The sequence below is a fragment of the Catellatospora sp. NPDC049133 genome (assembly GCF_040648455.1).
In the GTDB taxonomy this organism is placed as follows: domain Bacteria; phylum Actinomycetota; class Actinomycetes; order Mycobacteriales; family Micromonosporaceae; genus Catellatospora; species Catellatospora aurea.
In genome coordinates this window covers 140,618-162,741 of the sequence record NZ_JBEZDT010000004.1, presented here as the reverse complement: position 1 = coordinate 162,741, position 22,124 = coordinate 140,618, and the positions used below count along the sequence as shown (strand labels likewise).

Genomic DNA, 22,124 nt, shown 5'->3' with positions numbered 1-22,124 from the left:
CGGGACGTCACATGGGCGGTGGCGGCACCGGGGGGATGGGCGACGGGGCCGGTGGCGGCGGGGCCGGCGGGGGAGCCGGTGTGGGCGGTGGCGGCATCGGCACGGGCGGTTGCACAGGATCGCGTGGGTCGGTCATCTTCTGCCTCCTGCTGTGGATGGTTCAGCCGTACCCCGCAAGCGCCCGCCCCCAAACCGTGCGGGCGGGTCGGTGCCCCCCACCCGGCGGAGGTTCGGGTGCTCGCGGGCGGTATGGAAAGGCCTCGCACTGGGTAGGAGGTCGGCACAGGAGACAGGAAGAGGGGTGGGGGCGATGTCGCTGCGTCCCGAGGAGCAGGCGTGTCTCGACGGGCTGGCCGCGCAGACCCGGGCCGGCGACCCGGTGTTCGTGCAGGGCCTGAGCACGGGTGTGGTGTGCCCGCCGGTGGAGTACCGCAGGCGCAGCGCGGCGCGCCTGGGGTTCGCGCTGGCCGCCGCCGCCGTGCTGTTGGCGATCTTCCTACTGCTGGTGGGGTGGATCGGTGGCGGCTTGATCGCCCTGTTCGCCGCGGCGGGAGCGGGCACCGCCGCCCGGCGATGCGCGCTGCAGCCGGGCGTGCCCCGCGCCGGTCAGCCGGGAGTCCGTGACATCCCGGCGTGAGCATCGGCAGGACCGCGTGTCGTCACGATCCACGGGACAATGATCACGTTCGAGGTCCGGGGCGGTCGATAAGCATCTGCCGCATGACCCTCACGCTCGATCACCTTGCCGGGTATGTGGACCGGGACCTCGACGCCGATCTCGCGCACTGGTACGCGGACGCGCCGACAGTGCGCATCCCCGCCGAGGTCCGCGCCGTCGAGCCGTTCCTTGCCAAGCTCCCACCCTTGGCCGCGGCGGTGCTGTCCGCATTCGACCGGCGAGGTCGTTCGGGAGCCATGCCGCAGTTCCTGAACCGGTCCGGCGTGGAGGGTGACTTCCGGCCGCTGAACCAGCCCGGCGCGCTCGAACCCGAGGCCGGCCTGCCCGCCGGCCTCTGACCCCGCGCACACGGGTCCGGAGCGCGTCGGGCCGGGGCGCGGAACAGGTCCCCGCCCGACGGGCCTCGGCGGTCAGCTCACGGCCTTGCGCAGCAGTGCGCCGATGCGGGCCTCGTCGGCGGCGGTCAGCTCCGTCAGGGCGTACGCGGTCGGCCACATCGTGCCGTCGTCGAGGTTCGCGACGTCGTTGAAGCCGAGCGTGGCGTACCGCGACCGGAACTTCGCCGAGTTCTGGAAGAAGCAGAGCACCTTGCCGTCTCGGGTGTAGGCGGGCATGCCGTACCAGAGCCGCGGGGCCAGCTCCGGCGCGTTGGCCTTGACGAGCGCGTGGATGCGTTCGGCCAGGGCGCGGTCGGCTCCGGGCATCTCGGCGATCTTCGCCAGGACGGCGGGCTCCTCGTCGGCCTTGGCGCCGCGGCGTGTGGCGGACTTCAGTTCCGCGGCGCGGTCCTTCATCGCGCCGCGCTCCTCGTCGGTGAAGCCGTCGTACTTCTCGGCCGCCTTCGTGCTCTTGTCGGACGTCTTCGTGGCCTTCATGGCGATTCTCCTTTAAATCAGGTGGTGTGCGCTGTCCGTGCCGGGCCCCTCCGGGCGGGTCGTTCGTGCTTTCAGCATCGCCCGCGGGCTGCCTCGCGGGCATCCGTGGCGACCACGGAACGCGGCACGGATCGCGGGTCCGGGTGCCCGCCGGGCGGCGAGGCAGCTAAGTTCTCGATGGCGGCCCGGCTGCGGGCTCGCCGGCCGAACGGAGCGACGACGTGACCGGGCTCGACACGGCCGAGGAGCTGCGGCGGCGGCTGGCCGACCGTACCGCGGTGTGGGAGTTCCTGCGCCTGTTCACCGCTGCCTGGGGGCTGCCGGGCGAGCCGGTCGCCGCGCCGGACGAGGTGGCCGACCCGCTGATCACCGAGACGGCGTGGGGCATCCCGCTCGACGCCGCCGACCGGCCCGACCCGCCGGTCGTCGTCGACACCGGGTCGGGCTGGCGGCCGTACCTCGACCGGCTGTCGCTGGCCTGCGTGGACTTCGCGCTGACCGCCGCCATCGAGGGCGCGCGGGAGCCCGACCTGGACCAGATCTACGCGGCGTTGCCGGGCGCCTGCTGGAGCCGGTGACCGGCGCTACGCGATCGGCGCACCCGCCAGGAACCGGGAGACCGGCCGGACGAGCTCGTCCTGGGCGGTGACGGCGGCGTCGTGGGCCGCTCCCGCGACGATGAGCGCCTGGCCGTGGGGGATCGCCTCGGCGAGCGTCCGGCAGTTCTCGGCGAAGTGCTCCGGGCTGCGGGCACCGGCGGCGAGCAGGACGTCGGCGGTGATCCCGGCGTAGTCGGCGGGCGGGCCGTCGTGCTCGCGGATGCGGCGGATCTCCGGGAGCACCGTCGGCAGCAGGTCTGCCGCGGCGCGCTTGCCCGGGGTGCGCAGCAGCTGCCGGTGCAGCAGCAGCGCGAGGCCGAACGGCAGCTTGGCGGCGAGGCTGTCGGGATGGGTCCCCCGGGTCAGCACGGTGAGCGCCCTGGCCTGGTCACCGGCGTGCACGGCTTCCTCCAGCGGGTCCAGGAAGTCCGACGCGGGCCGACCGGACACGGACAGGGCCGGGTCGTAGACCGCGATGCGGTACACCGGCAGGGTCAGCCCGGCGCGCAGCGCCAGGAAGCCACCGCTGCCGTGGCCGAGGAGACTGCGGGCGCCGGTGTGCCGCAGCACCGCGGACAGGTCGGCGAGGTCGGTCGCGACGGTCTCGGAGCCGTCCAGCGGGGCCGCGCCGGGCAGGCCGCGCCGGTCATAGAGGTGCACGGTGAACCGGTGTTCCAGCGCCTCCGCCAGCCCGTGGTAGTGCTGCCGCGGTACGCCGCCGGCATGCAGGATCACCACGTCCGGCCCGGTGCCCGTCGTGTGCACCGTGATCGGTGCGCCGTCCGCTGACGTGATCCCGTCGACCCGCATCGAGCCCTCCTTCAGCGGTGGACGCCTTGAAGCCGTGCTCTCCACCGGTCGACATTAGATCACCAGGGTCCGTTCCCGTGGGGCTGAGCACCTGGGCCGCACGCTCAGGTGGCGACGTCCCGCAGCGCCACGGCGAGCGCCTCGAGGTCGAGCCCGGCGAGGTGGTCGAGGAAGTGCCGGCGTACCGAGGCCAGGTTGGTGGGCCAGGCTTCGGCCAGGCGGGCGAGGCCGGCGTCGGTGAGCACGGCGTGCCAGCCACGGGCGTCCTCCTCGCTCCTGACGCGCTGGACGAAGCCCTCGCCTTCCAGCCGGCCCACGATGCGGCTCATGCCGCTGAGGGACATCTCGCTGGTGGCCGCGAGTTCGGTCATCCGCAGTCGACGGTCGGGTGCTTCGGACAGGTTCTTCAGGACGAGGAACTCGGTGAAGGGGAGCCGCTGCTCGCGGACCATGTCGGCGTCGATGGCGCGGGGCAGCGCGTACATGAGGCGGCTGAGGGACCGGACGAGGGCGTCCTCGGCCGGGCTGAGCGGCTGCGGCTCGTCGGTGGCCGGCGACGGGCGTGCTGTGACGGCAGACATATCCCCAGCTTACTTGCTTGACGAAGGAAATAGTGGCGCTATGTTTGCTTGACGAAGCAAGGACATCACTCGGATGTTCTGACAAGTACGAAGGAACGGACAGATGACAAGAATCGGGATCATCATCGGCAGCACCCGGCCGGGACGCAACGGGGCGGCCGTGGGGCAGTGGGTATACGACGTCGCCCGGCAGCGCGCCGACGCCGAGTTCGAACTCGTCGACCTGGTCGACTACAAGCTGCCGCACCTGGACGAGGCATACCCGCCCTCGATGGGCCAGTACACCCAGCCGCACACCCAGGCGTGGGCGAGCAGGATCGCGTCGTTCGACGGATTCGTCATGGTGACGCCGGAGTACAACCACTCGACGTCGGGCGCGCTGAAGAACGCGATCGACTTCCTGTACGGGGAGTGGAACAACAAGGCCGTCGGCTTCGTCAGCTACGGCTCGGTGGGCGGCACCCGGGCGGTGGAGCACCTGCGCCTGATCGCCGGTGAGCTGCAGTTGGCCGACGTGCGCTCGCAGGTGGCGCTGTCGCTGTTCACCGATTTCGAGAACTTCAGCGTGTTCAAGCCAGGCCCGCACCAGCGGGACACGCTCAGCACGACCCTCGACCAGGTGGTGGCGTGGAGCAGGGCGCTCGCGCCGCTGCGCGCCAAGTGACCTTGCACCGCTGACAGGCAGGAGGAGTCTCATGGGAACGCTCGACGGCAAGGTCGTACTGATCACCGGCAGCGGCCGGGGTCTGGGGCGCGCCTCGGCGCTGGTCTTCGCGCGGGAAGGCGCGAGCCTCGTCGGCCTGGACATCATGACCGAAGCCAACGACGAGACGGTGGACCTCGTCCGTCGCGGCGGCGGGGAGATGACCGGCATCGCACCGGTCGATCTCACCGATCCGGAACAGGTACGGCGAGCCGTCGACGACGCCGCGGCCGCGTACGGCGGAATCGACGTCGTCTACAACAACGCCGCCGTGGTCCGCTTCGGCCCGATGCCGGACTTCTCGGTCGAGGACTGGCGTGCCACCATCACCGGCGAACTCGACATCCCGTTCTTCGTGTCGAAGTACGCGTGGCCGCATCTGGTCCGCCGCGGCGGCGGCGTCATCCTCAACGTCGCGTCCATGGCCGGCATGGTCGCCGGCGCGGTCCCGCCCATGGTCGCGCACAGTGCGGCCAACGCGGGTGTCATCGCCATGACGCGGCAGTTCGCGCTGGAGGGCGCGCCTCACGGCATCCGTGCCGTGGCGATCAGTCCGGGGCCGACCCTGACCCCGCTCAGCGACCGCGACCTCGGCGACGATCAAGCCGCCAGGGCCGCGATAACCAGCAAGACGCTGCTCAAGCGGTTCGCGCGGCCGGAGGAGGTCGTGGAACTGGCGGCGTTCCTCGCCTCCGATCGGGCGTCCTACATCACCGGTGCCAACTATCCGGTCGACGGGGGCTCGACCGCCTGGTGACAGGCAGGCCTGCCGCCCCTCGACAGCCTGTTTCGAGGGGCGGCAGCCGGGCAGGATCGTGACTGGTCAGTGGCGCAGCGGGCGCAGGCCGACGCGCAGTTCCTCGGTGAACGACTGCGGCTGCTCCCAGGCGGCGAAGTGCCCGCCCTTGTCGAGCTTGTTGTAGTGCAGGAGTTTGGGATAGGCCCGCTCGACCCAGCTGCGCGGCGCCGAGTAGATCTCGTCCGGGTAGGCGCTCACGGCCACGGGCACGCCGACGCCCTTCGGCGCGAAGAACGCCAGCTTGTTCTCCCAGTACAGGCGCGACGCGGAGATCGCGGTGTTGGTCAGCCAGTAGAGCGTGATGTTGTCCAGCACGTCGTCGCGGGTCAGACCCTCCTTCTTGCCCTGGAAGACGCGCGCGATCAGCTCGGTGCTGCGGGCGTCGTGGTCGAGGATCCAGGCGGCCAGCCCGACCGGCGAGTCCGCGATGCCGTACAGCGTCTGCGGGCGGTTGCCCATCTCCTGGGCATAGGCCAGACCTTTGGCGTAGAAGAAGGTGAGCTGGTCGAAGGCGTGCCGCTCCTCCTCGGAGAGGCCGGACGGCGGCTCGGCTCCGGCCAGGGCCGCCTTGTCGATCTCGGGCGGCACCGCGCCGGCCATGTTGGTGTGGATGCCGAGCAGCTCAGGGGCCGCCTGCACGCCCATCATGTCGACGATGAGCGCACCCCAGTCGCCGCCCTGCGCGACGAACTCGTCGTATCCGAGCCGCTTCATCAGCTCGACCCAGGCCCGTCCGATGTGGTCGGGTCCCCAGCCGGTGGTCTTCGGCGTGCCCGAGAACCCGTAGCCGGGCATCGACGGGATCACCAGGTGGAAGGCGTCCTCCGCCTTGCCCCCGTGTGCGGTGGGGTCGGTCAGCGGCTCGATGATCTTCAGCTGCTCGACGATCGAACCCGGCCACCCGTGCGTGATGATGAGCGGCAGGGCGTTCTCGTGCCGGGAGCGGACGTGGATGAAGTGGATGTCCAGCCCGTCGATCTCGGTGATGAAGTTCGGGTAGGAGTTCAGGCGCGCCTCGCACTTGCGCCAGTCGTACTTCGTCGCCCAGTGCTTCGCGAGCGCCTGCATCGTCGAGAGCTGCACGCCCTGCGTCAGGTCGTCGACGGTCTCCTTCTCGGGCCATCGCATGGCCTCGATGCGGGCGCGCAGGTCGTCGAGCTGCGACTGCGGCACCTCGACGGTGAACGGCCGGATCGCTGTCTTCTTGCTCTTGGCAGGCACACGTGCCCCCTTTGCCGTGGCGGATTCTGTGCGCGAATGAAATCAGCTGGTCGAATTCATCCGATTTAGGAGCTTTTTTCACTTAGCTGCCTTATGGTATGACGGTTCGCCGGGCCGTGACGGCACTACCGCACGTCCCACGCGGCCGACCACCCGCGCAAGATCTGGACGTGCTGACCTTCTGCCTGCCGTGCTCGTCAGCGGTGCCCCGGATCCCCGTGTCGGGGATCAGCTCGTACCCGGCGGCACGGGGCCCGGTGGAGTCTCGGATGACGAGCTCCGGGGTCAGTTCGACGTGGAGCGCTTCGAGCTGATGGCGTTCCAGCAGGCTGACCGCCATCCGGCCCATCTCCTCCAACGGCTGGCGGACCGTCGTCAGCCGCGGCGTCGTCGCCTGCGCGAGGTCGATGTCGTCGAACCCGGTGACCGACAGGCCCGCGGGCACCCGCAGGCCGCTCTCGGCGGCCGCGGCGAGCGCGGCCCACAGCCGCCTTGTCGTTGAACCCGACCAAGGCCGTGGGCCGCCGCGGCAGGTCGAGCAGCTCGCCCGCGGCACGGTAGCCGAACTCGGTGGTCGGTTCGGCCGAGCGCGCCAGGGCCGGATCGGGTCGCGCGGGGTGGGGGGGTGTGCGGATCGGCGACCACGAACGGGAAGCGACCGGCAGCGGGGCCGGCATCCAGCAGTGGGCCTACACCGGCGCGGCCAACCAGCGCTGGACGCTCACCGCGGTGAGCTGACCGGCAACCGGGCGCGGTCGCGGAGCACGCCTCCCCGGTCGCGCCCGGCATCGCCCGAGCGAGGTCTCCGGGGCGGCGGCACCTTGTCGCCGGTCGTATGCTTTCCTTGAGCGTTCGCTCAAAACGGGAGGCGGGGCGTCATGATCGCTATTAAAGGTGCTGGTAGAGGGCCGGTCCGGCTGGTCGTCACCACCGGTGTCACCCTCGACGCAGCGCCGGACGAGGTGTGGCCGCTGCTGACCGACTCGCGGATGGATCGCGCACCGCGTTGCCCGGTGTTCGCCGTCGGCACACCACGACCCGTCGCCTGCGCGCTGCCCGGCGGCGTCGGCGGTGTCGGTGCCCAGCGCGAGTGCCGGGCGGAGCAGGGAGTGGTCCAGCAGCGCATCACGCGCTGGGAGCCGTCCGAGACCTTGGAGTTCCGCATGGAGGAGAGCGATCTGGCGTTCGCCAGGTGGGTGACCGGAATCGACGAGCGGTTTCACCTGGTGTGCCCGGCCGGCAACCGCACCCGGCTGACCAGGACCACCACCGTCGGCGTGCACGGCGCATTCCCGACCCTCACCGCCCTGGCAATGTCCGTCGGGCTCAAGGCGGTACACCGGTACGTCTTCGCGTCATGGCGACGGCAGTGCCGGAGCGCAGCGCGCGGTCCACGGCGCATCCAGGCCGCTTGACCACGCCTGACCTGGCCCACGTCCGCATCGGCGGCGTGGGTCACCAGTCCCGCCACTCGCCGGCGGCCTCGTCGACGCCACGCCGTTTCAGCAACGCCTCGACGTCGAGACCCGCCTCAGCGAGTCACACGGCGTGCCGGGCAGGCCCGAACGTGGCCTGAGCGAACTGGAACGGGTACGCGGGCCCTGGCGGATCCTCGCCCACCAGGCCGTCGACGGCCTCCCGGATGAGGTCGGCATGGCCGGTGTGCCGGGCGTATTCCTCGATCATGTCGACCAGCAGCCGGCGCAGCGTGAGCACACTCCCGTCCGGCGCGGTGTACACGGTGTCCACCCCGGTCGTCAGCAGCACCTCGGTCACCGCCCGCCGGGATCGGGCGACAGCCTGTTCCCACAGCTCGCGCAAGTGCGCGGCGTCGTCGTCTGCGGCCGACCACCACTCCCAGCCGGGCTCGGCGTCGCGTTCCATCTCGCGCCACGGCGCGGGCAGCTCGGCACCGGTCAGGTCACCGGTGAAGTTGACGTCCTCCAGGTACGCGAGGTGCTTGAGCAGACCGCCCAGCGTCATCGCCGACACCCCGGTGCGCGTGCGCAGGCCCGCGTCGTCCAGCCCGGAGCACTTCCAGGCGAATGTGGCACGCTGCCGTTCCAGCGAACCGAGCAGCGTCTCCGCCTCACCGCCGATGGCCGGTGGTTCCGGATAGCCAGGCGCGTCGACATACGTCATGGCCGACCTCTACCCAGCGGCGCGGCCGCCAATCACGCGCCGTGCTCATCCCATGCCGGGCAGGCCCGGGTTGCGGCGCAGTCCGGGGTGGACGCCACGCGGATTGCCGGAATGGTCGGCCAGGCGCTGCAGCAGCGTGAGCAGTTGCCGCCGTTCGTCGCCGTCGAGGCCGGTCAGCAGGTCCTCCTCCTCGGCGTCGGCGATGGCGCGCGCCTGCGGCAGCAGGGTCCGGGCGGCGTCGGTCAGGTAGATCGCGTGCGCCCGCCGGTCCGCCGGATGCCGCCTGCGCTCGGCGAGCCCGCGCTGCTCCAGGTCGTCGAGCAGCCCGACCATCACCTTGCGGTGGATGCCGAGCACCTCGGCGAGCTGCTGCTGAGACCGGCCCTCGCCCTGGGCCAGGTGCATGAGCAGGCCGAAGTGGCTGGGCTGGATGTCCAGCGCGGCCAGTCGCTCGGTGAACCGCATCGCGGTGTGGAAGCCGAGCTGCGACAGCAGGAAGTTGGTCCGCTCGTTGAGCGGGCGGTTCGAAGGCGCAGGCACACGAGTATTGTACGACTGAGATATTGTCCGCTAGGGTAACAATTACTGAGACTCCCTATTTCAGGAAGGGGCATCCGATGAAACTGACGGTCTTCGGAGCCACCGGCGGCATCGGTGGGCACATGGTGCGCCAGGCACTGGACGCCGGACACGCGGTTACCGCCGTGGTCCGTGATCCGGCGCGCTTCGATCTACGGCATCCGGCCCTGGAGGTAGCGGCCGTCCGTGGTCTGACCGACCCGGACCTGCTGCTGACCGCGGTGAAGGGCCGCGACGCGATCCTCTCGGGCGTCGGTTCCCGCGGCCGCAAAGCCGGCACCATAGCCTCCGACGCCACGCGCGGGATCCTCGGTGCGATGGCGACGGCCGGGGTGCGCCGCTTCGTGGCGGTGAGCGCCGCCCCGGTCGGCCCGCCCGCCGAAGGGGAGGGCTTCTTCGGCCGCCGCATCCTGCTGCCGGTCGTCAGCGCGGCCTTCAAGGAGGTGTACCGGGACCTGGCGGTGATGGAGGAACTGATCCGGCGCAGCGGCACCGAGTGGACGGTGTTCTGGCCGCCCAAGCTCGTCGACAAGCCGGTGACCGGCCACTACCGCACGGTCGTCGGCGGCAACGTCGCCCGGGGCCACACGATCTCCCGCGCCGACGTGGCACACGCCATGCTGGCCGCGCTGGGTGACTCGGCGACGATCGGCCGCGCCGTCGGGGTCGCGTACTGAAACCAAGATGACGCCGTGCTCGGCGGCTCCTTGGGCGAGCACGGCGGCGGTGTCTGGACACCCCGTGTCAACGAGCGCGTAGTCGACGCTGACGGTCGTATATGGATGATCGTAATACAGTCGATCCGCTGCCAGCGGGCCTGCCGGGGTAAGTAAGATCACCGCGGTGATCAACAATAGATGGTTACGTGCCATCCTCATAGGACCATCGGTCGCGCTGTCGGTCATCGTGCCGACGGCGGCTCAGGCCGCCGACAACGAACCCGTCGAGACCGCCCCGCCGCCGAGAGTGGAGCTGGTGCTCGATGTCAGCGGATCGATGCGCGCCGCCGACATCGACGGCCGCACCCGGATCTCCGTCGCCCAGCAGGCGTTCAACGAGGTCGTCGACGCCCTTCCAGACGGGACAGAGCTCGGCATCCGCGTGCTCGGCGCGACGTACAAGGGCAAGGACAAGGCCGAGGGCTGCAAGGACACCCAGCAGATCGTGCCGGTGGCTCCGGTGGACCGGGCCGCCGCCAAGAACGCCATCGCCAAGTTGCGGCCCACCGGATTCACCCCGGTCGGGCTGGCGCTGCGCGGCGCGGCCGAGGACCTGGGCACCGGCGAGACCGCCCGCCGGATCATCCTGATCACCGACGGTGAGGACACCTGCGCCCCGCCGGACCCCTGCGACGTCGCCCGCGAACTGGCCGCCAAGGGTACCCACCTGGTGGTGGACACCCTCGGCCTGGCGCCGGACGACAAGGTGCGCCGGCAGCTGGTCTGCATCGCCGCGGCCACCGGCGGGACGTACGCCTCCGCGGAGACGCCGACACAGCTGACCGACCGGATCAAGCAGCTCGTCGACCGGGCCAAGGACGACACCGTCGTGAAGCCTCCCGCGATCGTGGCGGGCGGCAAGGAATGCGCCGGAGCGCCACTGCTGTCACCCGGCGTCTACACCGACCGGGAGAAGATCTCCGAGCACCGCTGGTACCGGGTGCCGGTCCGGGTGGACCAGGAACTGCGCGCCTCGGTGAGCATCGCCCTGGACCGCCCGGTCAACCGGGACTACGGCGTACTGCTGCGCGCCACCGCGGCTGACGGCCGGGAGCTCGTGCGCGGCACGGACGCGGGCAGCGGACGCACCGATGTGCTGTCCACCGGCCTGCGCTGGTCGGCCCTGGAACCTGACGTCGAGTCGGACCAGTCGGCAGAGGGTTCCACCACCCCGACCGAAGTCTGCCTGGTGATCAGCAATTCGTTCGCCAGTTCGACGGCGGCCGACGCGCCGGGCATGCCGTTCGAGTTGACCATCGACGTCGTCGCCACCTCGCCCGCGCCGGACGCGCCAGGACTGGGCAGCGGCTGGCTCCTGCTGCTGGTGCTGACCGTCGCCGGCCTGATCACCGGCGTGCTCGCCGGCTGGGGGACCCGCTGGTGGATCGCGACCTGGAGGACGAACTGATGCTCACCCGTGTGCGTATGCACCACCGCCTCGCGGCCGCCGTGTTCGCCGCAGCCTGCGTCGCCCTGATGCCGGCCGCCGCCACCGCTGCGCCGACCCCCTCACCGGGATCGGCCACCGTCAACCGGGCCGGAACCTCGTTCCTCACCGCGACCGCGGTCAACGTCGGCCAGCCGATTCAGGTGGCAGCCACCACCGGCGACTATCTCTACTGGTCGTTCAGCGCCACGGCCGGGCAGACCACCGAGATCGCGCTGACCGTCGCACTCCCGCCCGCCGCGAAGCGGACCGGCGCGTCCACCTGGACGGTGGACGTCTTCGACGGGCTGCGCCGCCGCCAGGCATGCACGGCCGGCGTGCAGACACCGGTCGCCGCCGCGACCGCCACCGAGGTCAGCCTCGGCTGCACCCTGCGCAGGGTGCGTTCCTGGGCCGAGCCGTGGTCCGGCGATCCGCTGCCCGGCACGTACTACGTCCGGCTGTCGGTGACCGAGCTGCCCGAAACGGATCTCGGCCTGCCCGTTCAGGTCGACATGCTGCTCGGCGCGCACGGCGACGCCGTCGCCGACGACGGCGAGCTCAAGGCGCCGCTCGTGCCGCGGGTCAAACCCGGCGAGGTCATCACCGCGGCCGGCTCGGTGCAGCCGTCGGCCAGCCCCGGCCCGGACCCCGATGAGGCGACCGGGGCGCTGGACTGGTTGCCGGATCTGTCCGCTCGCTGGATCTGGACGACGGTCGGCGGTGTCCTTGCCGCCGTGGCCGGTGTCTTCGGGTTCTCGCTGACCTGGCGTCGCCGCCGCAGCTGAACAAAACGCCAACGCCCCTTCCTCTCCTGCGGGTGGCGGAAGGGGCGTTGTCCAGTTCCGCCGCCGGCGGCCGAGGTCGCGGGGACGCCCTACCAGGGCGAGCGCGTCGGCCGGGTCGCGGGCGGGTGGGTGCGTCACCAGCACCGAGTGTAGGTTTGCGCAGGTGACGGCGTCACGATGTGTGCGGCGGCTGCTCGCCATCCCGTAGTGAGCCGGCTGTTCACACCACAGATGTCCGCCTGATCCGAAGGCTCCGCAATGAATGTCGTTCCGCTGATTGCCGCTGTGGCGATGTTCGCTCTGGTGTTCTTCTCGATTCGGCACCCGGAGCGCATCCGGGCCTGGCTGCGTCAGGACGCGCCGATCCGGGTCACGCCTGCCAGTTGGCGACGGCACGTCGAAGACGCCGCGCCGATCATGTTCGCGATTCAAGGGATGATCCTTGGTATCGCAGCTCTGATCTCGTTCATCGAACCGCTTGTTCGGTGAGTCCCGAATGGCCGAAGTTCATTGCCTTGGTCCCCTGCTCATGATCCACCGAGCGGGGCACCGGGGTGCCGGCTGACGTGGCACCATGCGGCATGGCCGATGTCAGTCCCAGAAAGATCGCGGAGCTCGTTCTCGCGCCTGTGCTGTGTACGGCGCTACTGCTGCTGGGGGTGCTCACCCTCGTTCTCGGGTGGGGCGTGACCAGCGACAGGACCATGGACCACGCGGACGTGGACTACGTCTACCTGCTCGGCACCGTGATCCTGTCGGGGCTGGCCGCCGTGGCCGCATACCGGATCGCGGGCCTGTTGCGGGCACGTGGCTGGTGGCCCGTACTCGCGGTGCTGGTCCCGGCTGTGGTGTTCACGGTCCTGCAGCTCGACAAGGCGTTCGGCAAGCGGGACTCCGCCCTGGTGTGGCTGGCGGGCCTGCTGGTCGTGCTGGTGGTCGCCGCGGTGCTCGCGCGGCGCGGACTGCTCCGGCAGGCCTGGATCGTCGGAGTGCTCGGGGTGATCATCGTGGCCGACGTCGCGGTGCTGGCGCAGTTGCTGCATTCGAGCTCGGTCGACGGCGATCAGGTTCAACAACTCGACCGGGCGTACGCGCCGCTGTGGTTCGTGTTCGCGCTCATCGACTACGACTTCGGCCTCGACCCGCTCTCCTGGCACATCGGCGACTCCCTCGACATGCGCGAAGTGGGATACCCGATGTACTCGATGATCGCGCTCGGCTACGCCGTGCGTGCGATGCGGCGCGACCCCGCAGCGGCGGACACGGCGGAAGATCTTTGAGGTTTCTGCCGTACAGTCTGTCGATTCCGCGCGGGGCCGTTCGACGTACCGGCGTACCGACCCCGAACACCGCAGGAAGGCAGCCCGTCATGGCCCAGTACGCAGTTCTGATCTACGCCGGCGACTCCGCCCACAGCGCGCACGCGACCAGCGAGGACACCGCCCCGCACGACCGGCACGCCGAGGAGCTGGAGCGCTCCGGGGCGTTGGTGGCGGCATACGCCCTGACGACCAGGGACCTGGCGACGTCCGTGCGCGGCGACGTCGTCACTGACGGGCCGTTCGTCGACGCCAAGGAGATCGTGGCCGGCTTCTACATCCTCGAAGCGCCCGACCTCGACGCGGCGCTTGCGATCGCCAGGCTCAACCCGGCCTGCCAAGCCGGCGGCGGGGTCGAGGTCCGGCCGATCGCCGGTGGCGGCTTCGTGCAGCGACCGGCCTGATGAGCGAGCCGGGGGCCGTCGCGGCGGCGATCGCCGAGGCGCACCGTCGCGAGTGGGCCCTGGTGCTTGCCGCGACGGTGCGTGTGGTCGGGGACCTGGACCTGGCCGAGGAGTGCGTCCAGGAGGCGTACGCCGCGGCCATGCGGGGCTGGCCCCGCGACGGCGTCCCGGGCAACCCTGCGGCGTGGCTGACCACGGCGGCCAAGCGGCGCGCGGTGGACGCGATCCGGCGCGAGCAGACGTTCCGGTCGAAACTCCCACTGCTGCTGGAACCCGAGGAGAGCGCCGTGGACCGGCTGCCCGACGACGAGGATGCCGACGGCGGCGTGCCCGACGACCGGCTGCGGCTGATCTTCACCTGCTGCCATCCGGCGCTGTCGCAGGAGGCCCAGCTGGCGCTGACCCTGCGACTGGTGTGCGGCGTGCCGACCCCGGACGTGGCCAGGGCGTTCCTGGTCTCCGAGCCGACCATGGCGGCTCGTATCACCAGGGCGAAGAAAAAGATCTCGGGTGCCCGTATCCCTTACCGGGTGCCGCGCGCGGCCGAGTTGCCCGACCGGCTGCGACCGGTCCTCGGCGTGATCCACCTGCTGTTCACCACCGGTCACACCGCGCCGTCGGGCGCGGACCTGGTGAACGCCGACCTCGTGGACCGCGCCCTGCACCTGGCCCGGATGCTGCATGAGCTGATGCCCGACGAGCCCGAGGTCCGCGGCCTGCTCGCCCTGCTGCTGGTCACCGACGCGCGCCGGGCCACGCGGGTGGACGCCGCCGGACGGCTGCTGCGCCTGCAGGAACAGGACCGCACCCGCTGGGACCGGGCGGCCATGGCGCAGGCACACGACCTCATCGTGGCCGGACTGCGCGGCGGCCGGCCCGGACGGTATGTACTGCAGGCGGCCATCGCCTCGCTGTATGCCGAGGCGCCCTCGTACGAGCAGACCGACTGGCCGCAGATCGTCGAGCTGTACGACAGGCTGCGGGAGGTCTGGCCCTCGCCCGTGGTGGCGCTGAACCGGACGGTGCCGCTGGCGATGGTCGCCGGGCCGCGCGCGGCACTCGCCGAGGTCGAGCGGCTGGAACAGGAAGGCGGTCTCGCGGGCTACCAGTACCTGCCCGCGGTCAAGGCCGACCTGCTCCTGCGGTCCGGGCGCACGGCGGAGGCCCGCGAGGCGTACGGCCGGGCGCTGGCCGTCACGGCGAACGAAGCCGAGCGGGCGTTCCTGTCCGAACGCCTGGCCGACCTGGACACCGCCTCCGGTTCGTGATGCGCTCGGTCCGTGGTAACCGCTGTCGGGTAGTGCCGGGCCGTTTCCGGGCGGTCCGAAGACCGCCCGGAAGCCGAGCTCAGCGCCGGAAGGACTGCTCGGCCAGGTGCGGGCGGGCAGCGGTGCGGGCTGTGGCCGCCTGCTCGCCGCACAGCTGCGTGACCAGCATGGTGATGGTCGCGTCGGCGATCGGGTCGGGTTGGCCCGGCGCGACGTAGTGGGTCATGTTCTGCGCGACGGTGACCTGGCGGCGGCCGTCGGCGCTGTGCCAGGAGATGGTGGAGTGGCCGAGCACGAGGCCGTCATGGCCCCAGGCCAGCCCGCACGGCAGCAGGTTCGAGTAGAGGCCGAGGCCGTAGCCGCCGTACTCCGGCGCGCCGGGCACCCACGGCACGGTGGTCTGCATCTGGGCGAGCTGCGCGGGCTTCAGTAGGTTGCCGGTCAGCAGCGCCCGGTAGAACCGGTTGAGGTCGTCGGTGGTGGAGACCAGGTCCCCGGCCGCCCAGCCCCAGGACATGTTGTAGTCGGCGAAGTCGACGAGCACCCCCTCGTACCAGGGGATGTAGGCGGCGGCGTGCGGGCCGTGGATGCGGGTGCCGGTGCCGGGCAGGTAGGTGTGGCGCAGGCCCAGCGGCCGGATGATCCGCTTGGTGATCTCGTACGCCGGCGACCGGCCGGTGATCTTCTCCAGGATCATCCCGGCGAGCACGTAGTTGGTGTTGGAGTAGGACCAGGCCGCGCCCGGCGGGTTCGTGGCGGGCTGGTCCAGCCCGAACGCGGCCAGTTCGGCCGGGGTGAAGGTGCGGTGTCGGTTCTCCTCCAGCGAGGTGTCGGTGGCGAAGATGACGTGGTCGTAGTCGGCGATGCCGCTGGTGTGGTTGAGCAGCATCCGGACGGTGACCCCGTCGACGGCGTACGCCGGCAGGTAGTGGCCGAGCGGCGCGTCGAGCCGCAGCCGGCCCTCCCCGGCGAGCTGGAGCAGGACGGTGGCGGTGAAGGTCTTGGTGATGCTGCCGACGCGGTGGCGCATGCCGGGCCGGGTGGGCGCGCCGGTGGTGACGTCGGCGACCCCGGCGGCCGCGGACTGCCGGTGGCGACCGTCGACGGCCTGCGCGAACACGCCGGGCATGCCGGCGGCGGTGATCGCCTCCAGCTGCGGGCGCAGCGTCGACCCGGCGGCGGCGGCGGGCGCGGCACCGGCCAACAGGATGAATACGACGGCGGCCCCAAGAGCGGCACGGATGGGTGTTCTGGACATGATCCCTCCCCTTTGGACAAATCTCATGCTGCCCGATCTGCGCATCGGTGCCGTCAATCCGGCGAAGGACGCTGTCGTCGGCCGTGCGGAGGATGCCGCAGTCGTCCTGGCGGCGGATATCCCTGTCATGGAGGTATTCGGGGCCTGATCGCACTGGCCGGGCTTGCCCCGACCGAGCACACTGTCCGGATGGGCAATGTGATCACCGATGGTGAGATCGTCGTGTCCGGCCTGGCCAAGCACTACAAACAGGTCAAGGCCGTCGACGGGCTGTCGTTCACCATCAAGCCGGGACGTGTGACCGGCTTCCTCGGACCGAATGGCGCAGGCAAGACCACTACGTTACGAATGATCCTGAATCTGGTGTCGCCGACGGCGGGCACGGCGACGATCGGCGGCGTGCGTTACGCCGACCTCGCCGAGCCGCTGCAGGCGGTCGGCGCGGTGCTGGAGGCGTCGAGCGCGCACAAGGGCCGCACCGGCCGCAACCACCTGCGGGTCATCGCCGCCGCCGCCGGCCTGCCGGCCTCCCGCGCGGACGAGGCGCTGGAGCTGGTCGGGCTGACCCCGGCGGCCAAGCGCAAGTTCAAGGGCTATTCACTGGGTATGCGCCAGCGGCTGGGCATCGCCGCGGCGATGCTCGGCGACCCGCGCGTGCTGATCCTCGACGAGCCGGCCAACGGCCTCGACCCCGAGGGCATCCGCTGGATGCGCGACCTGCTGCAGAAGCTCGCCGGGGAAGGCCGCACCATCCTGGTCTCCAGCCACCTGCTCTCGGAGATGGAGCTGCTCGCCGACGACGTCGTCATCATCGCCGCAGGCCGGCTGGTGGCGCAGGGGCCGGTCGCCGACGTGATCGGCCGGGCGGGCAACGCGGGCTCGGTGCGGGTGCGCACCCCGCACCCCGACAAGCTGCTCGCCGCGCTTCCAGGCGTCGGCAGCAACAGCGAGGACGGGGCGCTGGTGCTGACCGGTGTCACCGCCGAGCAGGTCGGCGACGCCGCGCTGAGCGCCGGGGTGGCCGTGCACGAACTGGTCACCGAGCGCCCTGACCTGGAGCGCGTCTTCCTCGACCTGACCGCCGGCAAGGAGGCGATCCGGTGAGGCTCATCCGCAGCGAGTTCCTGAAGATCCGTACCACCAACGTGTGGTGGCTGTTCGCGCTCGGCGCGTTCGGCCTGCTCCTGCTGGCGTTCGCGATCAACGCGCTGAACATGCACTTCGTGATCGAGCAGCCTGCGGAGATGGCCGAGGGCATGGACCCCGAGGGCATGGCGGCGATGTCGGCGCTGGTCGAACCCGTCGCGCTGACCTCGTACATGGTGACCTCGGGGCAGTACTTCGGCCTGATGTTCGTGATGCTGCTGGGCATCATCACGGTCACCAACGAGTACCACCACCAGACCGCGACCACGACGTTCCTGGCCACCCCGCACCGCACCTCGGTGATCCTGGCCAAGGCGGCGGCCGGCGGCGTGTTCGGCGTCGTGCTGTGGCTGGTGACCACGGCGATCACCGTGCCGGCCACCGCGATCTTCCTCAACTCGGAGAACATCACCCCCGCCCTGGGCGACTGGGACGTGATCCGGGCGATCCTGCTCAACGGCCTGGCGTACGCGCTGTGGGCGCTGATCGGCATCGGCATCGGCGTGCTCATCCGCAGCCAGATCGGCGCGACCATCACCGCGATGGTCATGTACACGGTGGGCACGATCGCCGTGTCGATCATCGTGAACGTGCTGACGAACCTGCTGGAGTGGGACTGGCTGGCCAACGTCCAGTGGGCCATGCCCTCGCTCGCGTCGACCCTGATGACCAGCGGCGCGGACCTGCCCGGCCAGCCGAGCTACTGGGTCGGCGCGCTCGTCCTGGTCGCCTGGGCCCTGGTCACCGGCCTGATCGGCACCCTGCTCACCCGCACCCGCGACGTGTCCTGACCGGACCGACCCCGGGGCCTGCTTCCGTCGCGGAAGCAGGCCCCTTTCCGTAGCCGGCCAATCCGCCTCGCGCGGCTGTTGATATGCAATTAGTTTCATAGCAGGATGGCGGGCGTGGCACTGGAACACGCGATCCTCGTCTCGCTGCTGGAGCGGCCCGGGTCCGGATATGAGCTGGCCAGGCGGTTCGACCGGTCGATCGGGCGGTTCTGGACCGCGACCCACCAGCAGATCTACAAGGTGCTGCGGCGGATGGAGGCCGACGGCTGGGTCACCGCCGAGGAGATCGGCCAGGACGGCCGCCCCGACAAGCGGTGCTACTCCGTGGCCGCGCCCGGCCGGGAGGCGCTGACGGCCTGGCTGCGTGAGCCGGTCCAGCCGGAGACCGTCCGCCACGAGCTGGCCGTCAAGATCCGTGGCGCGGCGTTCGACGACGCCGAAGGCCGGACCGCCTTGATCACCGAGGTCGAGCGGTATCGCGCCGACCACGAGACCACCCTGCGCCGCTACCTGACCGGCGAGCAGCGCGACTTCCCCGACGCCGACAAGCTCGACGCGGGGCAGCGGCTGCAGCACGTCGTGCTGCGCGGCGGCATCGAGTACGAGCGCATGGTCCTGGCCTGGCTCGACGACGTCCTGCACACCCTCCACGACCTCTGACCGGATAGGGAAGAACCGCCATGACGCACCCGTTGCTGCTGAACCCGCGCACCTACGACCCCGCGCACCTCGACGACGAGTCACGCCGGCTGCTGCGCGCCACCGTCGACTTCTTCGAGAACCGCGGCAAGAAGACGCTCGTCGACAGCTACAACGACCGCACCTGGTACGCCGACTTCCTGGACTTCGTCGCCAAGGAAGGCCTGTTCGCCACGTTCCTGACCCCGGCCGCCGACGGCACCGGCACCCGCTGGGACACCGCGCGCAACGCCGCGCTCAGCGAGGTCCTCGCCTTCTACGGCCTCGGCTACTGGTACACCTGGCAGGTCACCGTCCTGGGCCTCGGGCCGGTGTGGCAGAGCGCCAACCCGGCCGCCCGCGCCCGCGCCGCCCAGTTGCTCGCCGACGGCCACGTCATGGCGTTCGGCCTGTCCGAGCGCGCCCACGGCGCGGACATCTACTCCACCGACATGATCCTGACCCCGGACGGCGCGGACGGTTTCCGGGCCACCGGCGGCAAGTACTACATCGGCAACGGCAACGTCGCGGGCCTGGTCTCCGTGTTCGGCCGCCGCGCCGACGTCGAGGGTCCCGACGGTTATGTCTTCTTCGCCGCCGACAGCCGCCACCCCGCATACCACCTGGTCAAGAACGTGGTGAACGGGCAGATGTACGTCAGCGAGTTCCGGCTGGAGGACTACCCGGTGCGCGCCGAGGATGTGCTGCACACCGGCAAGGCCGCGTTCGACGCCGCGCTCAACACGGTCAACGTCGGCAAGTTCAACCTGTGCACGGCCTCCATCGGCATCTGCGAGCACGCGATGTACGAGGCCGTCACCCACGCGCACCGGCGCGTCCTGTACGGCAGGAAGGTCACCGACTTCCCGCACGTGCGCCGCGAGCTGGCCGACGCGTACGCCCGGCTGGTCGCGATGAAGCTGTTCAGCGACCGGTCCGTCGACTACTTCCGGTCCGCGGGCCCGGATGACCGGCGGTATCTGCTGTTCAACCCGATGACGAAGATGAAGGTCACCACCGAGGGCGAGCGAGTGATCGACCTGCTGTGGGACGTGATCGCCGCGAAGGGCTTCGAGGCCGACACCTACTTCGACAAGGCCGCCAAGGACATCCGCGGCCTGCCGAAGCTCGAAGGCACCGTGCACGTCAACCTGGCCCTGATCCTGAAGTTCATGCCGAACTACCTGTTCCGGCCGGCCGGCTTCGCGCCGGTGCCGACCCGCCACGACGCCGCCGACGACGAGTTCCTGTTCCGGCAGGGGCCCGCCCGAGGGCTGGGGGAGATCCGGTTCCAGGACTGGCGCGGCCCGTACGACAAGAACGCCGACCTGGCCAACGTGGCGGTGTTCCGGGAGCAGGCCGACGGGCTGTGCGCGCTGCTGCAGGCGCACGCCCCGGACGCCGACCAGCAGCGCGACCTGGACTTCCTGCTCACCATCGGGCAGCTGTTCGCGCTGGTCGTCTACGGCCAGTTGATCCTGGAGCAGGCCGAGTCGACCGGCCTGGACCGCGATCTGCTCGACGAGATCTTCGCGGTGCTCGTCGGCGACTTCTCCGCGTACGCGACCGAGCTGCACGGCAAGGCGGCCACCACCGACGCCCAGGCCGCCTGGGCACTGGCGCACCTGCGCCGCCCGGCCCGGGACGCGTCCCGCACGGCCGCCGTGTGGTCCCAGGTCGAGGCCCTCTGCGGCGCGTACGAGATGCGGCCGTAGGTCTGCCACGCGTCCCTGATCGTTCGACTTGCCAGGCACATGGGCGAATGCGCGTTCAAGATACGCACAGGTGCCCGGCAAGTCGAACGATCACGGGGATGAGGTGTCGGCGAGTCACGTCCGCGACCGTGCCGCAGGCCGCCGCGCCGTCGGCCACCGGCGCCCTGCTTCCGCGCAACGTCGTCATTCCGCTGAGCGAGGTGCAAGGGTTCTTCCCGGAGATCAGCCAGGAGCTCGCCACCGGCTGGAACTCCACCGCCTCCGGCAGCCCGACGGCCACCCGGAGCGTGGCGTACACGAACAGCGACGGCTCGAAGAAGGTGACGATCTCGGCCGACGAGTACGCCACCGCGGCGGACGCGTCCGCCGGTTATCAGAAGGCCGTCGAGCTGAGCAACGCGGTTCCCGAGGTCAGGGCCGTGCCCGCGCCGAACCCGGGGGAGCAGGCCTTCGCCGGAAGCGTGACCAAGGACGGCCAGACCCACGTCGGCGTCGGCGTGCTCGACGGCACCATGGTTCTCGGCGCGACGACCGCCGGCTACGACGCGACCCCGGAGAACATCGCCAAACTCATGGCCGTGGTGGCAGCGGAGGTTGCCGCCGCCAAGAACCGCTGAACACGCCGAGGGCCGTGGCTGCGGCGAACCACTCAGCCGGGTGGCGCAGAGTGCGAGCCGGTGCCGCCGTGCCGGGCCGGGCGCCGGGCGTCGGTGAAGCGCGGCCCGGCGTGCTCGGCGAGCGCCGACGCGATCGCGGCCGGTGACTCGCGCACCTGCGACAGCACGAGGACCTCGAAGCAGCTGCGGCCGTCGGATGTCGTGCCGGCGAACCTGCCGATGCCCGGATAGTCGGCTCGCTGGTGGCCGGGGTCGGGAACGACGAGGATGCGCAGGTCGTCGAGGATGACCGACTCGATGTCGGACCACGGGAGAGCGGCGGTGATGTCGGGGGTCCGGATGGTCAGACCGGCGCTGTCGATGACGAAGCGGAACCGAAGCGCGCCCAGGGTCTTCATGACGACGATGGGAGCCGCGATCGCCGCCATCGTGACCATGATGAGCTCGCGGCCGACTATCGCCGGTGGCAGCCCGGCGATCATGTCGCGACGCATCGTCAGCAGCGCCCAGGCCAGCGCGACCGGAGCCGCCAGTGCGATCAGCACCTGGACCAGCCACGTCCGGGTGCGGCGGAGTGTCACCGGCACGTGGGTTCAGCCGTCGATCCGAGGCGGCGGTCCCGCCTTGGCCTCGGTGCGGTCCGGGCCGTTCGCGGTGCAGTGTGCGGCCTCTTGCGCGGCACGGGCCTGATAGGACGCGTGGACCGCCGCCGAATACGCGGCCTGCTGCTCCGCGTGGGCCCGGACCTGGGCGGCCAGCTGCTCCGGACCGCCGAGCGCCCGCCACACCTCGTGCTCCCGCCAGAACCAGCCGGGGGCGGCGACCCCGCACAGCATGACGAACAGCGCGAACGAGACCCCGGCGAGCCAGGTCGAGACCGTCGGCTCGATTCGGTTGACCAGCATGACCAGGCCGAGCACACCGCCGCAGAGCGTGGTCAGGACCAGTACGACGAACCCGGCGGAGCGGGTGGGGTGGCGGGGCGTCACGAACAGGAGATCCTGCCA

General features: G+C 70.8%; 29 protein-coding genes. 19 read left to right on the top strand and 10 right to left on the bottom strand.

Annotation, left to right across the window (positions count from 1 at the left end):
* Positions 1-310: 310 nt before the first annotated feature.
* Positions 311-637 carry a DUF3040 domain-containing protein gene (locus AB0B35_RS05920; protein WP_361041209.1) on the top strand — a complete coding sequence of 109 codons (327 nt, stop codon included), beginning with the start codon at positions 311-313 and terminating at the stop codon, positions 635-637.
* Between the two features lie 83 nt (positions 638-720).
* Entirely contained in the window at positions 721-1,017 is a 297-nt protein-coding gene (locus AB0B35_RS05915) for a hypothetical protein (RefSeq protein WP_361041206.1), read from the top strand.
* Positions 1,018-1,089: 72 nt separating this feature from the next.
* On the opposite strand, the gene AB0B35_RS05910 is transcribed toward AB0B35_RS05915, so the two are convergent.
* Entirely contained in the window at positions 1,090-1,554 is a 465-nt protein-coding gene (locus AB0B35_RS05910) for a DUF1801 domain-containing protein (protein WP_361041203.1), read from the bottom strand.
* A gap of 221 nt (positions 1,555-1,775) precedes the next feature.
* Between AB0B35_RS05910 and AB0B35_RS05905 the strand changes: the two genes are divergently transcribed.
* Entirely contained in the window at positions 1,776-2,132 is a 357-nt protein-coding gene (locus AB0B35_RS05905; RefSeq protein ID WP_361041200.1) for a hypothetical protein, read from the top strand.
* Positions 2,133-2,138: 6 nt separating this feature from the next.
* On the opposite strand, the gene AB0B35_RS05900 is transcribed toward AB0B35_RS05905, so the two are convergent.
* Together AB0B35_RS05900 and AB0B35_RS05895 are read right to left on the bottom strand one after the other, a co-directional pair.
* Positions 2,139-2,963 (bottom strand): alpha/beta hydrolase, encoded by an 825-nt coding sequence (locus tag AB0B35_RS05900; protein WP_361041198.1) that lies wholly within the window; start codon positions 2,961-2,963, stop codon positions 2,139-2,141.
* Between the two features lie 104 nt (positions 2,964-3,067).
* Positions 3,068-3,544: a MarR family winged helix-turn-helix transcriptional regulator gene (locus AB0B35_RS05895; protein ID WP_361041195.1), complete on the bottom strand. Its 477-nt coding sequence runs from the start codon at positions 3,542-3,544 to the stop codon at positions 3,068-3,070.
* A gap of 103 nt (positions 3,545-3,647) precedes the next feature.
* Here AB0B35_RS05895 and AB0B35_RS05890 point away from each other — a divergent pair, with 103 nt between their 5' ends.
* Positions 3,648-4,208 carry an NAD(P)H-dependent oxidoreductase gene (locus AB0B35_RS05890; protein ID WP_361041193.1) on the top strand — a complete coding sequence of 187 codons (561 nt, stop codon included), beginning with the start codon at positions 3,648-3,650 and terminating at the stop codon, positions 4,206-4,208.
* 31 nt (positions 4,209-4,239) lie between these two features.
* Complete coding sequence (locus AB0B35_RS05885; protein WP_361041190.1) at positions 4,240-5,004, top strand: SDR family NAD(P)-dependent oxidoreductase; 765 nt, start codon at positions 4,240-4,242, stop codon at positions 5,002-5,004.
* 66 nt (positions 5,005-5,070) lie between these two features.
* Here the strand turns inward: AB0B35_RS05885 and AB0B35_RS05880 are convergent, their stop codons facing one another.
* Positions 5,071-6,267, bottom strand: coding sequence for an epoxide hydrolase (locus AB0B35_RS05880; RefSeq protein ID WP_361041187.1), 1,197 nt, complete (start codon positions 6,265-6,267; stop codon positions 5,071-5,073).
* A gap of 91 nt (positions 6,268-6,358) precedes the next feature.
* On the bottom strand, positions 6,359-6,712 hold the full coding sequence (locus AB0B35_RS05875; RefSeq protein WP_361041184.1) for a substrate-binding domain-containing protein: 354 nt from the start codon (positions 6,710-6,712) through the stop codon (positions 6,359-6,361).
* A 433-nt stretch (positions 6,713-7,145) separates the two neighbouring features.
* Between AB0B35_RS05875 and AB0B35_RS05870 the strand changes: the two genes are divergently transcribed.
* Entirely contained in the window at positions 7,146-7,682 is a 537-nt protein-coding gene (locus AB0B35_RS05870; protein ID WP_361041182.1) for an SRPBCC family protein, read from the top strand.
* Between the two features lie 124 nt (positions 7,683-7,806).
* Here the strand turns inward: AB0B35_RS05870 and AB0B35_RS05865 are convergent, their stop codons facing one another.
* Together AB0B35_RS05865 and AB0B35_RS05860 are read right to left on the bottom strand one after the other, a co-directional pair.
* Positions 7,807-8,409 (bottom strand): DUF664 domain-containing protein, encoded by a 603-nt coding sequence (locus tag AB0B35_RS05865; RefSeq protein ID WP_361041180.1) that lies wholly within the window; start codon positions 8,407-8,409, stop codon positions 7,807-7,809.
* 45 nt (positions 8,410-8,454) lie between these two features.
* Positions 8,455-8,949 carry a MarR family transcriptional regulator gene (locus AB0B35_RS05860; protein ID WP_361041178.1) on the bottom strand — a complete coding sequence of 165 codons (495 nt, stop codon included), beginning with the start codon at positions 8,947-8,949 and terminating at the stop codon, positions 8,455-8,457.
* 77 nt (positions 8,950-9,026) lie between these two features.
* Here AB0B35_RS05860 and AB0B35_RS05855 point away from each other — a divergent pair, with 77 nt between their 5' ends.
* The 7 genes from AB0B35_RS05855 (at position 9,027) to AB0B35_RS05825 (ending at position 14,912) form a co-directional block, all read left to right on the top strand.
* A complete protein-coding gene (locus AB0B35_RS05855; protein ID WP_361041175.1) occupies positions 9,027-9,665 on the top strand; it encodes an NAD(P)H-binding protein in 639 nt (212 codons plus the stop codon).
* 166 nt (positions 9,666-9,831) lie between these two features.
* Entirely contained in the window at positions 9,832-11,115 is a 1,284-nt protein-coding gene (locus AB0B35_RS05850; RefSeq protein WP_361041172.1) for a VWA domain-containing protein, read from the top strand.
* Between the two features lie 17 nt (positions 11,116-11,132).
* On the top strand, positions 11,133-11,921 hold the full coding sequence (locus tag AB0B35_RS05845; protein WP_361041570.1) for a peptidase: 789 nt from the start codon (positions 11,133-11,135) through the stop codon (positions 11,919-11,921).
* Between the two features lie 258 nt (positions 11,922-12,179).
* Positions 12,180-12,410, top strand: coding sequence for a hypothetical protein (locus AB0B35_RS05840; protein WP_361041169.1), 231 nt, complete (start codon positions 12,180-12,182; stop codon positions 12,408-12,410).
* A gap of 197 nt (positions 12,411-12,607) precedes the next feature.
* Positions 12,608-13,201 (top strand): hypothetical protein, encoded by a 594-nt coding sequence (locus tag AB0B35_RS05835; RefSeq protein ID WP_361041166.1) that lies wholly within the window; start codon positions 12,608-12,610, stop codon positions 13,199-13,201.
* An 89-nt stretch (positions 13,202-13,290) separates the two neighbouring features.
* Positions 13,291-13,644, top strand: coding sequence for a YciI family protein (locus tag AB0B35_RS05830; protein WP_361041164.1), 354 nt, complete (start codon positions 13,291-13,293; stop codon positions 13,642-13,644).
* Positions 13,645-13,706: 62 nt separating this feature from the next.
* Positions 13,707-14,912: an RNA polymerase sigma factor gene (locus AB0B35_RS05825; RefSeq protein ID WP_361041567.1), complete on the top strand. Its 1,206-nt coding sequence runs from the start codon at positions 13,707-13,709 to the stop codon at positions 14,910-14,912.
* A gap of 79 nt (positions 14,913-14,991) precedes the next feature.
* On the opposite strand, the gene AB0B35_RS05820 is transcribed toward AB0B35_RS05825, so the two are convergent.
* Positions 14,992-16,170: a serine hydrolase domain-containing protein gene (locus AB0B35_RS05820; protein WP_361041162.1), complete on the bottom strand. Its 1,179-nt coding sequence runs from the start codon at positions 16,168-16,170 to the stop codon at positions 14,992-14,994.
* Positions 16,171-16,195: 25 nt separating this feature from the next.
* On the opposite strand from AB0B35_RS05820, the gene AB0B35_RS05815 reads away from it, so the two are divergent.
* The 6 genes from AB0B35_RS05815 to AB0B35_RS05790 all read left to right on the top strand — a co-directional run bounded on the left by AB0B35_RS05815 (position 16,196) and on the right by AB0B35_RS05790 (position 21,117).
* Positions 16,196-16,318 (top strand): hypothetical protein, encoded by a 123-nt coding sequence (locus AB0B35_RS05815; protein ID WP_361041160.1) that lies wholly within the window; start codon positions 16,196-16,198, stop codon positions 16,316-16,318.
* 41 nt (positions 16,319-16,359) lie between these two features.
* On the top strand, positions 16,360-17,274 hold the full coding sequence (locus AB0B35_RS05810; RefSeq protein WP_361041157.1) for an ABC transporter ATP-binding protein: 915 nt from the start codon (positions 16,360-16,362) through the stop codon (positions 17,272-17,274).
* Entirely contained in the window at positions 17,271-18,107 is an 837-nt protein-coding gene (locus AB0B35_RS05805; protein ID WP_361041154.1) for an ABC transporter permease subunit, read from the top strand. Before AB0B35_RS05810 ends, AB0B35_RS05805 begins: the two co-directional genes overlap by 4 nt.
* 114 nt (positions 18,108-18,221) lie before the next feature.
* Complete coding sequence (locus AB0B35_RS05800) at positions 18,222-18,767, top strand: PadR family transcriptional regulator (protein WP_361041152.1); 546 nt, start codon at positions 18,222-18,224, stop codon at positions 18,765-18,767.
* A gap of 20 nt (positions 18,768-18,787) precedes the next feature.
* On the top strand, positions 18,788-20,500 hold the full coding sequence (locus AB0B35_RS05795) for an acyl-CoA dehydrogenase family protein (protein ID WP_361041149.1): 1,713 nt from the start codon (positions 18,788-18,790) through the stop codon (positions 20,498-20,500).
* Between the two features lie 98 nt (positions 20,501-20,598).
* Positions 20,599-21,117, top strand: a complete 519-nt coding sequence (locus AB0B35_RS05790) for a hypothetical protein (protein ID WP_361041146.1) — start codon at positions 20,599-20,601, stop codon at positions 21,115-21,117.
* A gap of 32 nt (positions 21,118-21,149) precedes the next feature.
* Here the strand turns inward: AB0B35_RS05790 and AB0B35_RS05785 are convergent, their stop codons facing one another.
* Positions 21,150-21,704 (bottom strand): hypothetical protein, encoded by a 555-nt coding sequence (locus tag AB0B35_RS05785; RefSeq protein ID WP_361041144.1) that lies wholly within the window; start codon positions 21,702-21,704, stop codon positions 21,150-21,152.
* Positions 21,705-21,710: 6 nt separating this feature from the next.
* Positions 21,711-22,106: a hypothetical protein gene (locus AB0B35_RS05780; RefSeq protein ID WP_361041141.1), complete on the bottom strand. Its 396-nt coding sequence runs from the start codon at positions 22,104-22,106 to the stop codon at positions 21,711-21,713.
* Positions 22,107-22,124: the final 18 nt, after the last annotated feature.

What these genes read in the sequence shown, in the direction of transcription:
- AB0B35_RS05920 (WP_361041209.1), top strand. Translation starts at nt 311, where the DNA reads ATGTCGCTGCGTCCCGAGGAGCAGGCGTGTCTCGACGGGCTGGCCGCG.
- AB0B35_RS05915 (WP_361041206.1), top strand. Translation starts at nt 721, where the DNA reads ATGACCCTCACGCTCGATCACCTTGCCGGGTATGTGGACCGGGACCTC.
- AB0B35_RS05910 (WP_361041203.1), bottom strand. Translation starts at nt 1,554, where the DNA reads ATGAAGGCCACGAAGACGTCCGACAAGAGCACGAAGGCGGCCGAGAAG.
- AB0B35_RS05900 (WP_361041198.1), bottom strand. Translation starts at nt 2,963, where the DNA reads ATGCGGGTCGACGGGATCACGTCAGCGGACGGCGCACCGATCACGGTG.
- AB0B35_RS05895 (WP_361041195.1), bottom strand. Translation starts at nt 3,544, where the DNA reads ATGTCTGCCGTCACAGCACGCCCGTCGCCGGCCACCGACGAGCCGCAG.
- AB0B35_RS05890 (WP_361041193.1), top strand. Translation starts at nt 3,648, where the DNA reads ATGACAAGAATCGGGATCATCATCGGCAGCACCCGGCCGGGACGCAAC.
- AB0B35_RS05885 (WP_361041190.1), top strand. Translation starts at nt 4,240, where the DNA reads ATGGGAACGCTCGACGGCAAGGTCGTACTGATCACCGGCAGCGGCCGG.
- AB0B35_RS05870 (WP_361041182.1), top strand. Translation starts at nt 7,146, where the DNA reads ATGATCGCTATTAAAGGTGCTGGTAGAGGGCCGGTCCGGCTGGTCGTC.
- AB0B35_RS05865 (WP_361041180.1), bottom strand. Translation starts at nt 8,409, where the DNA reads ATGACGTATGTCGACGCGCCTGGCTATCCGGAACCACCGGCCATCGGC.
- AB0B35_RS05855 (WP_361041175.1), top strand. Translation starts at nt 9,027, where the DNA reads ATGAAACTGACGGTCTTCGGAGCCACCGGCGGCATCGGTGGGCACATG.
- AB0B35_RS05845 (WP_361041570.1), top strand. Translation starts at nt 11,133, where the DNA reads ATGCACCACCGCCTCGCGGCCGCCGTGTTCGCCGCAGCCTGCGTCGCC.
- AB0B35_RS05840 (WP_361041169.1), top strand. Translation starts at nt 12,180, where the DNA reads ATGAATGTCGTTCCGCTGATTGCCGCTGTGGCGATGTTCGCTCTGGTG.
- AB0B35_RS05830 (WP_361041164.1), top strand. Translation starts at nt 13,291, where the DNA reads ATGGCCCAGTACGCAGTTCTGATCTACGCCGGCGACTCCGCCCACAGC.
- AB0B35_RS05820 (WP_361041162.1), bottom strand. Translation starts at nt 16,170, where the DNA reads ATGTCCAGAACACCCATCCGTGCCGCTCTTGGGGCCGCCGTCGTATTC.
- AB0B35_RS05815 (WP_361041160.1), top strand. Translation starts at nt 16,196, where the DNA reads ATGCTGCCCGATCTGCGCATCGGTGCCGTCAATCCGGCGAAGGACGCT.
- AB0B35_RS05810 (WP_361041157.1), top strand. Translation starts at nt 16,360, where the DNA reads ATGGGCAATGTGATCACCGATGGTGAGATCGTCGTGTCCGGCCTGGCC.
- AB0B35_RS05795 (WP_361041149.1), top strand. Translation starts at nt 18,788, where the DNA reads ATGACGCACCCGTTGCTGCTGAACCCGCGCACCTACGACCCCGCGCAC.
- AB0B35_RS05790 (WP_361041146.1), top strand. Translation starts at nt 20,599, where the DNA reads ATGAGGTGTCGGCGAGTCACGTCCGCGACCGTGCCGCAGGCCGCCGCG.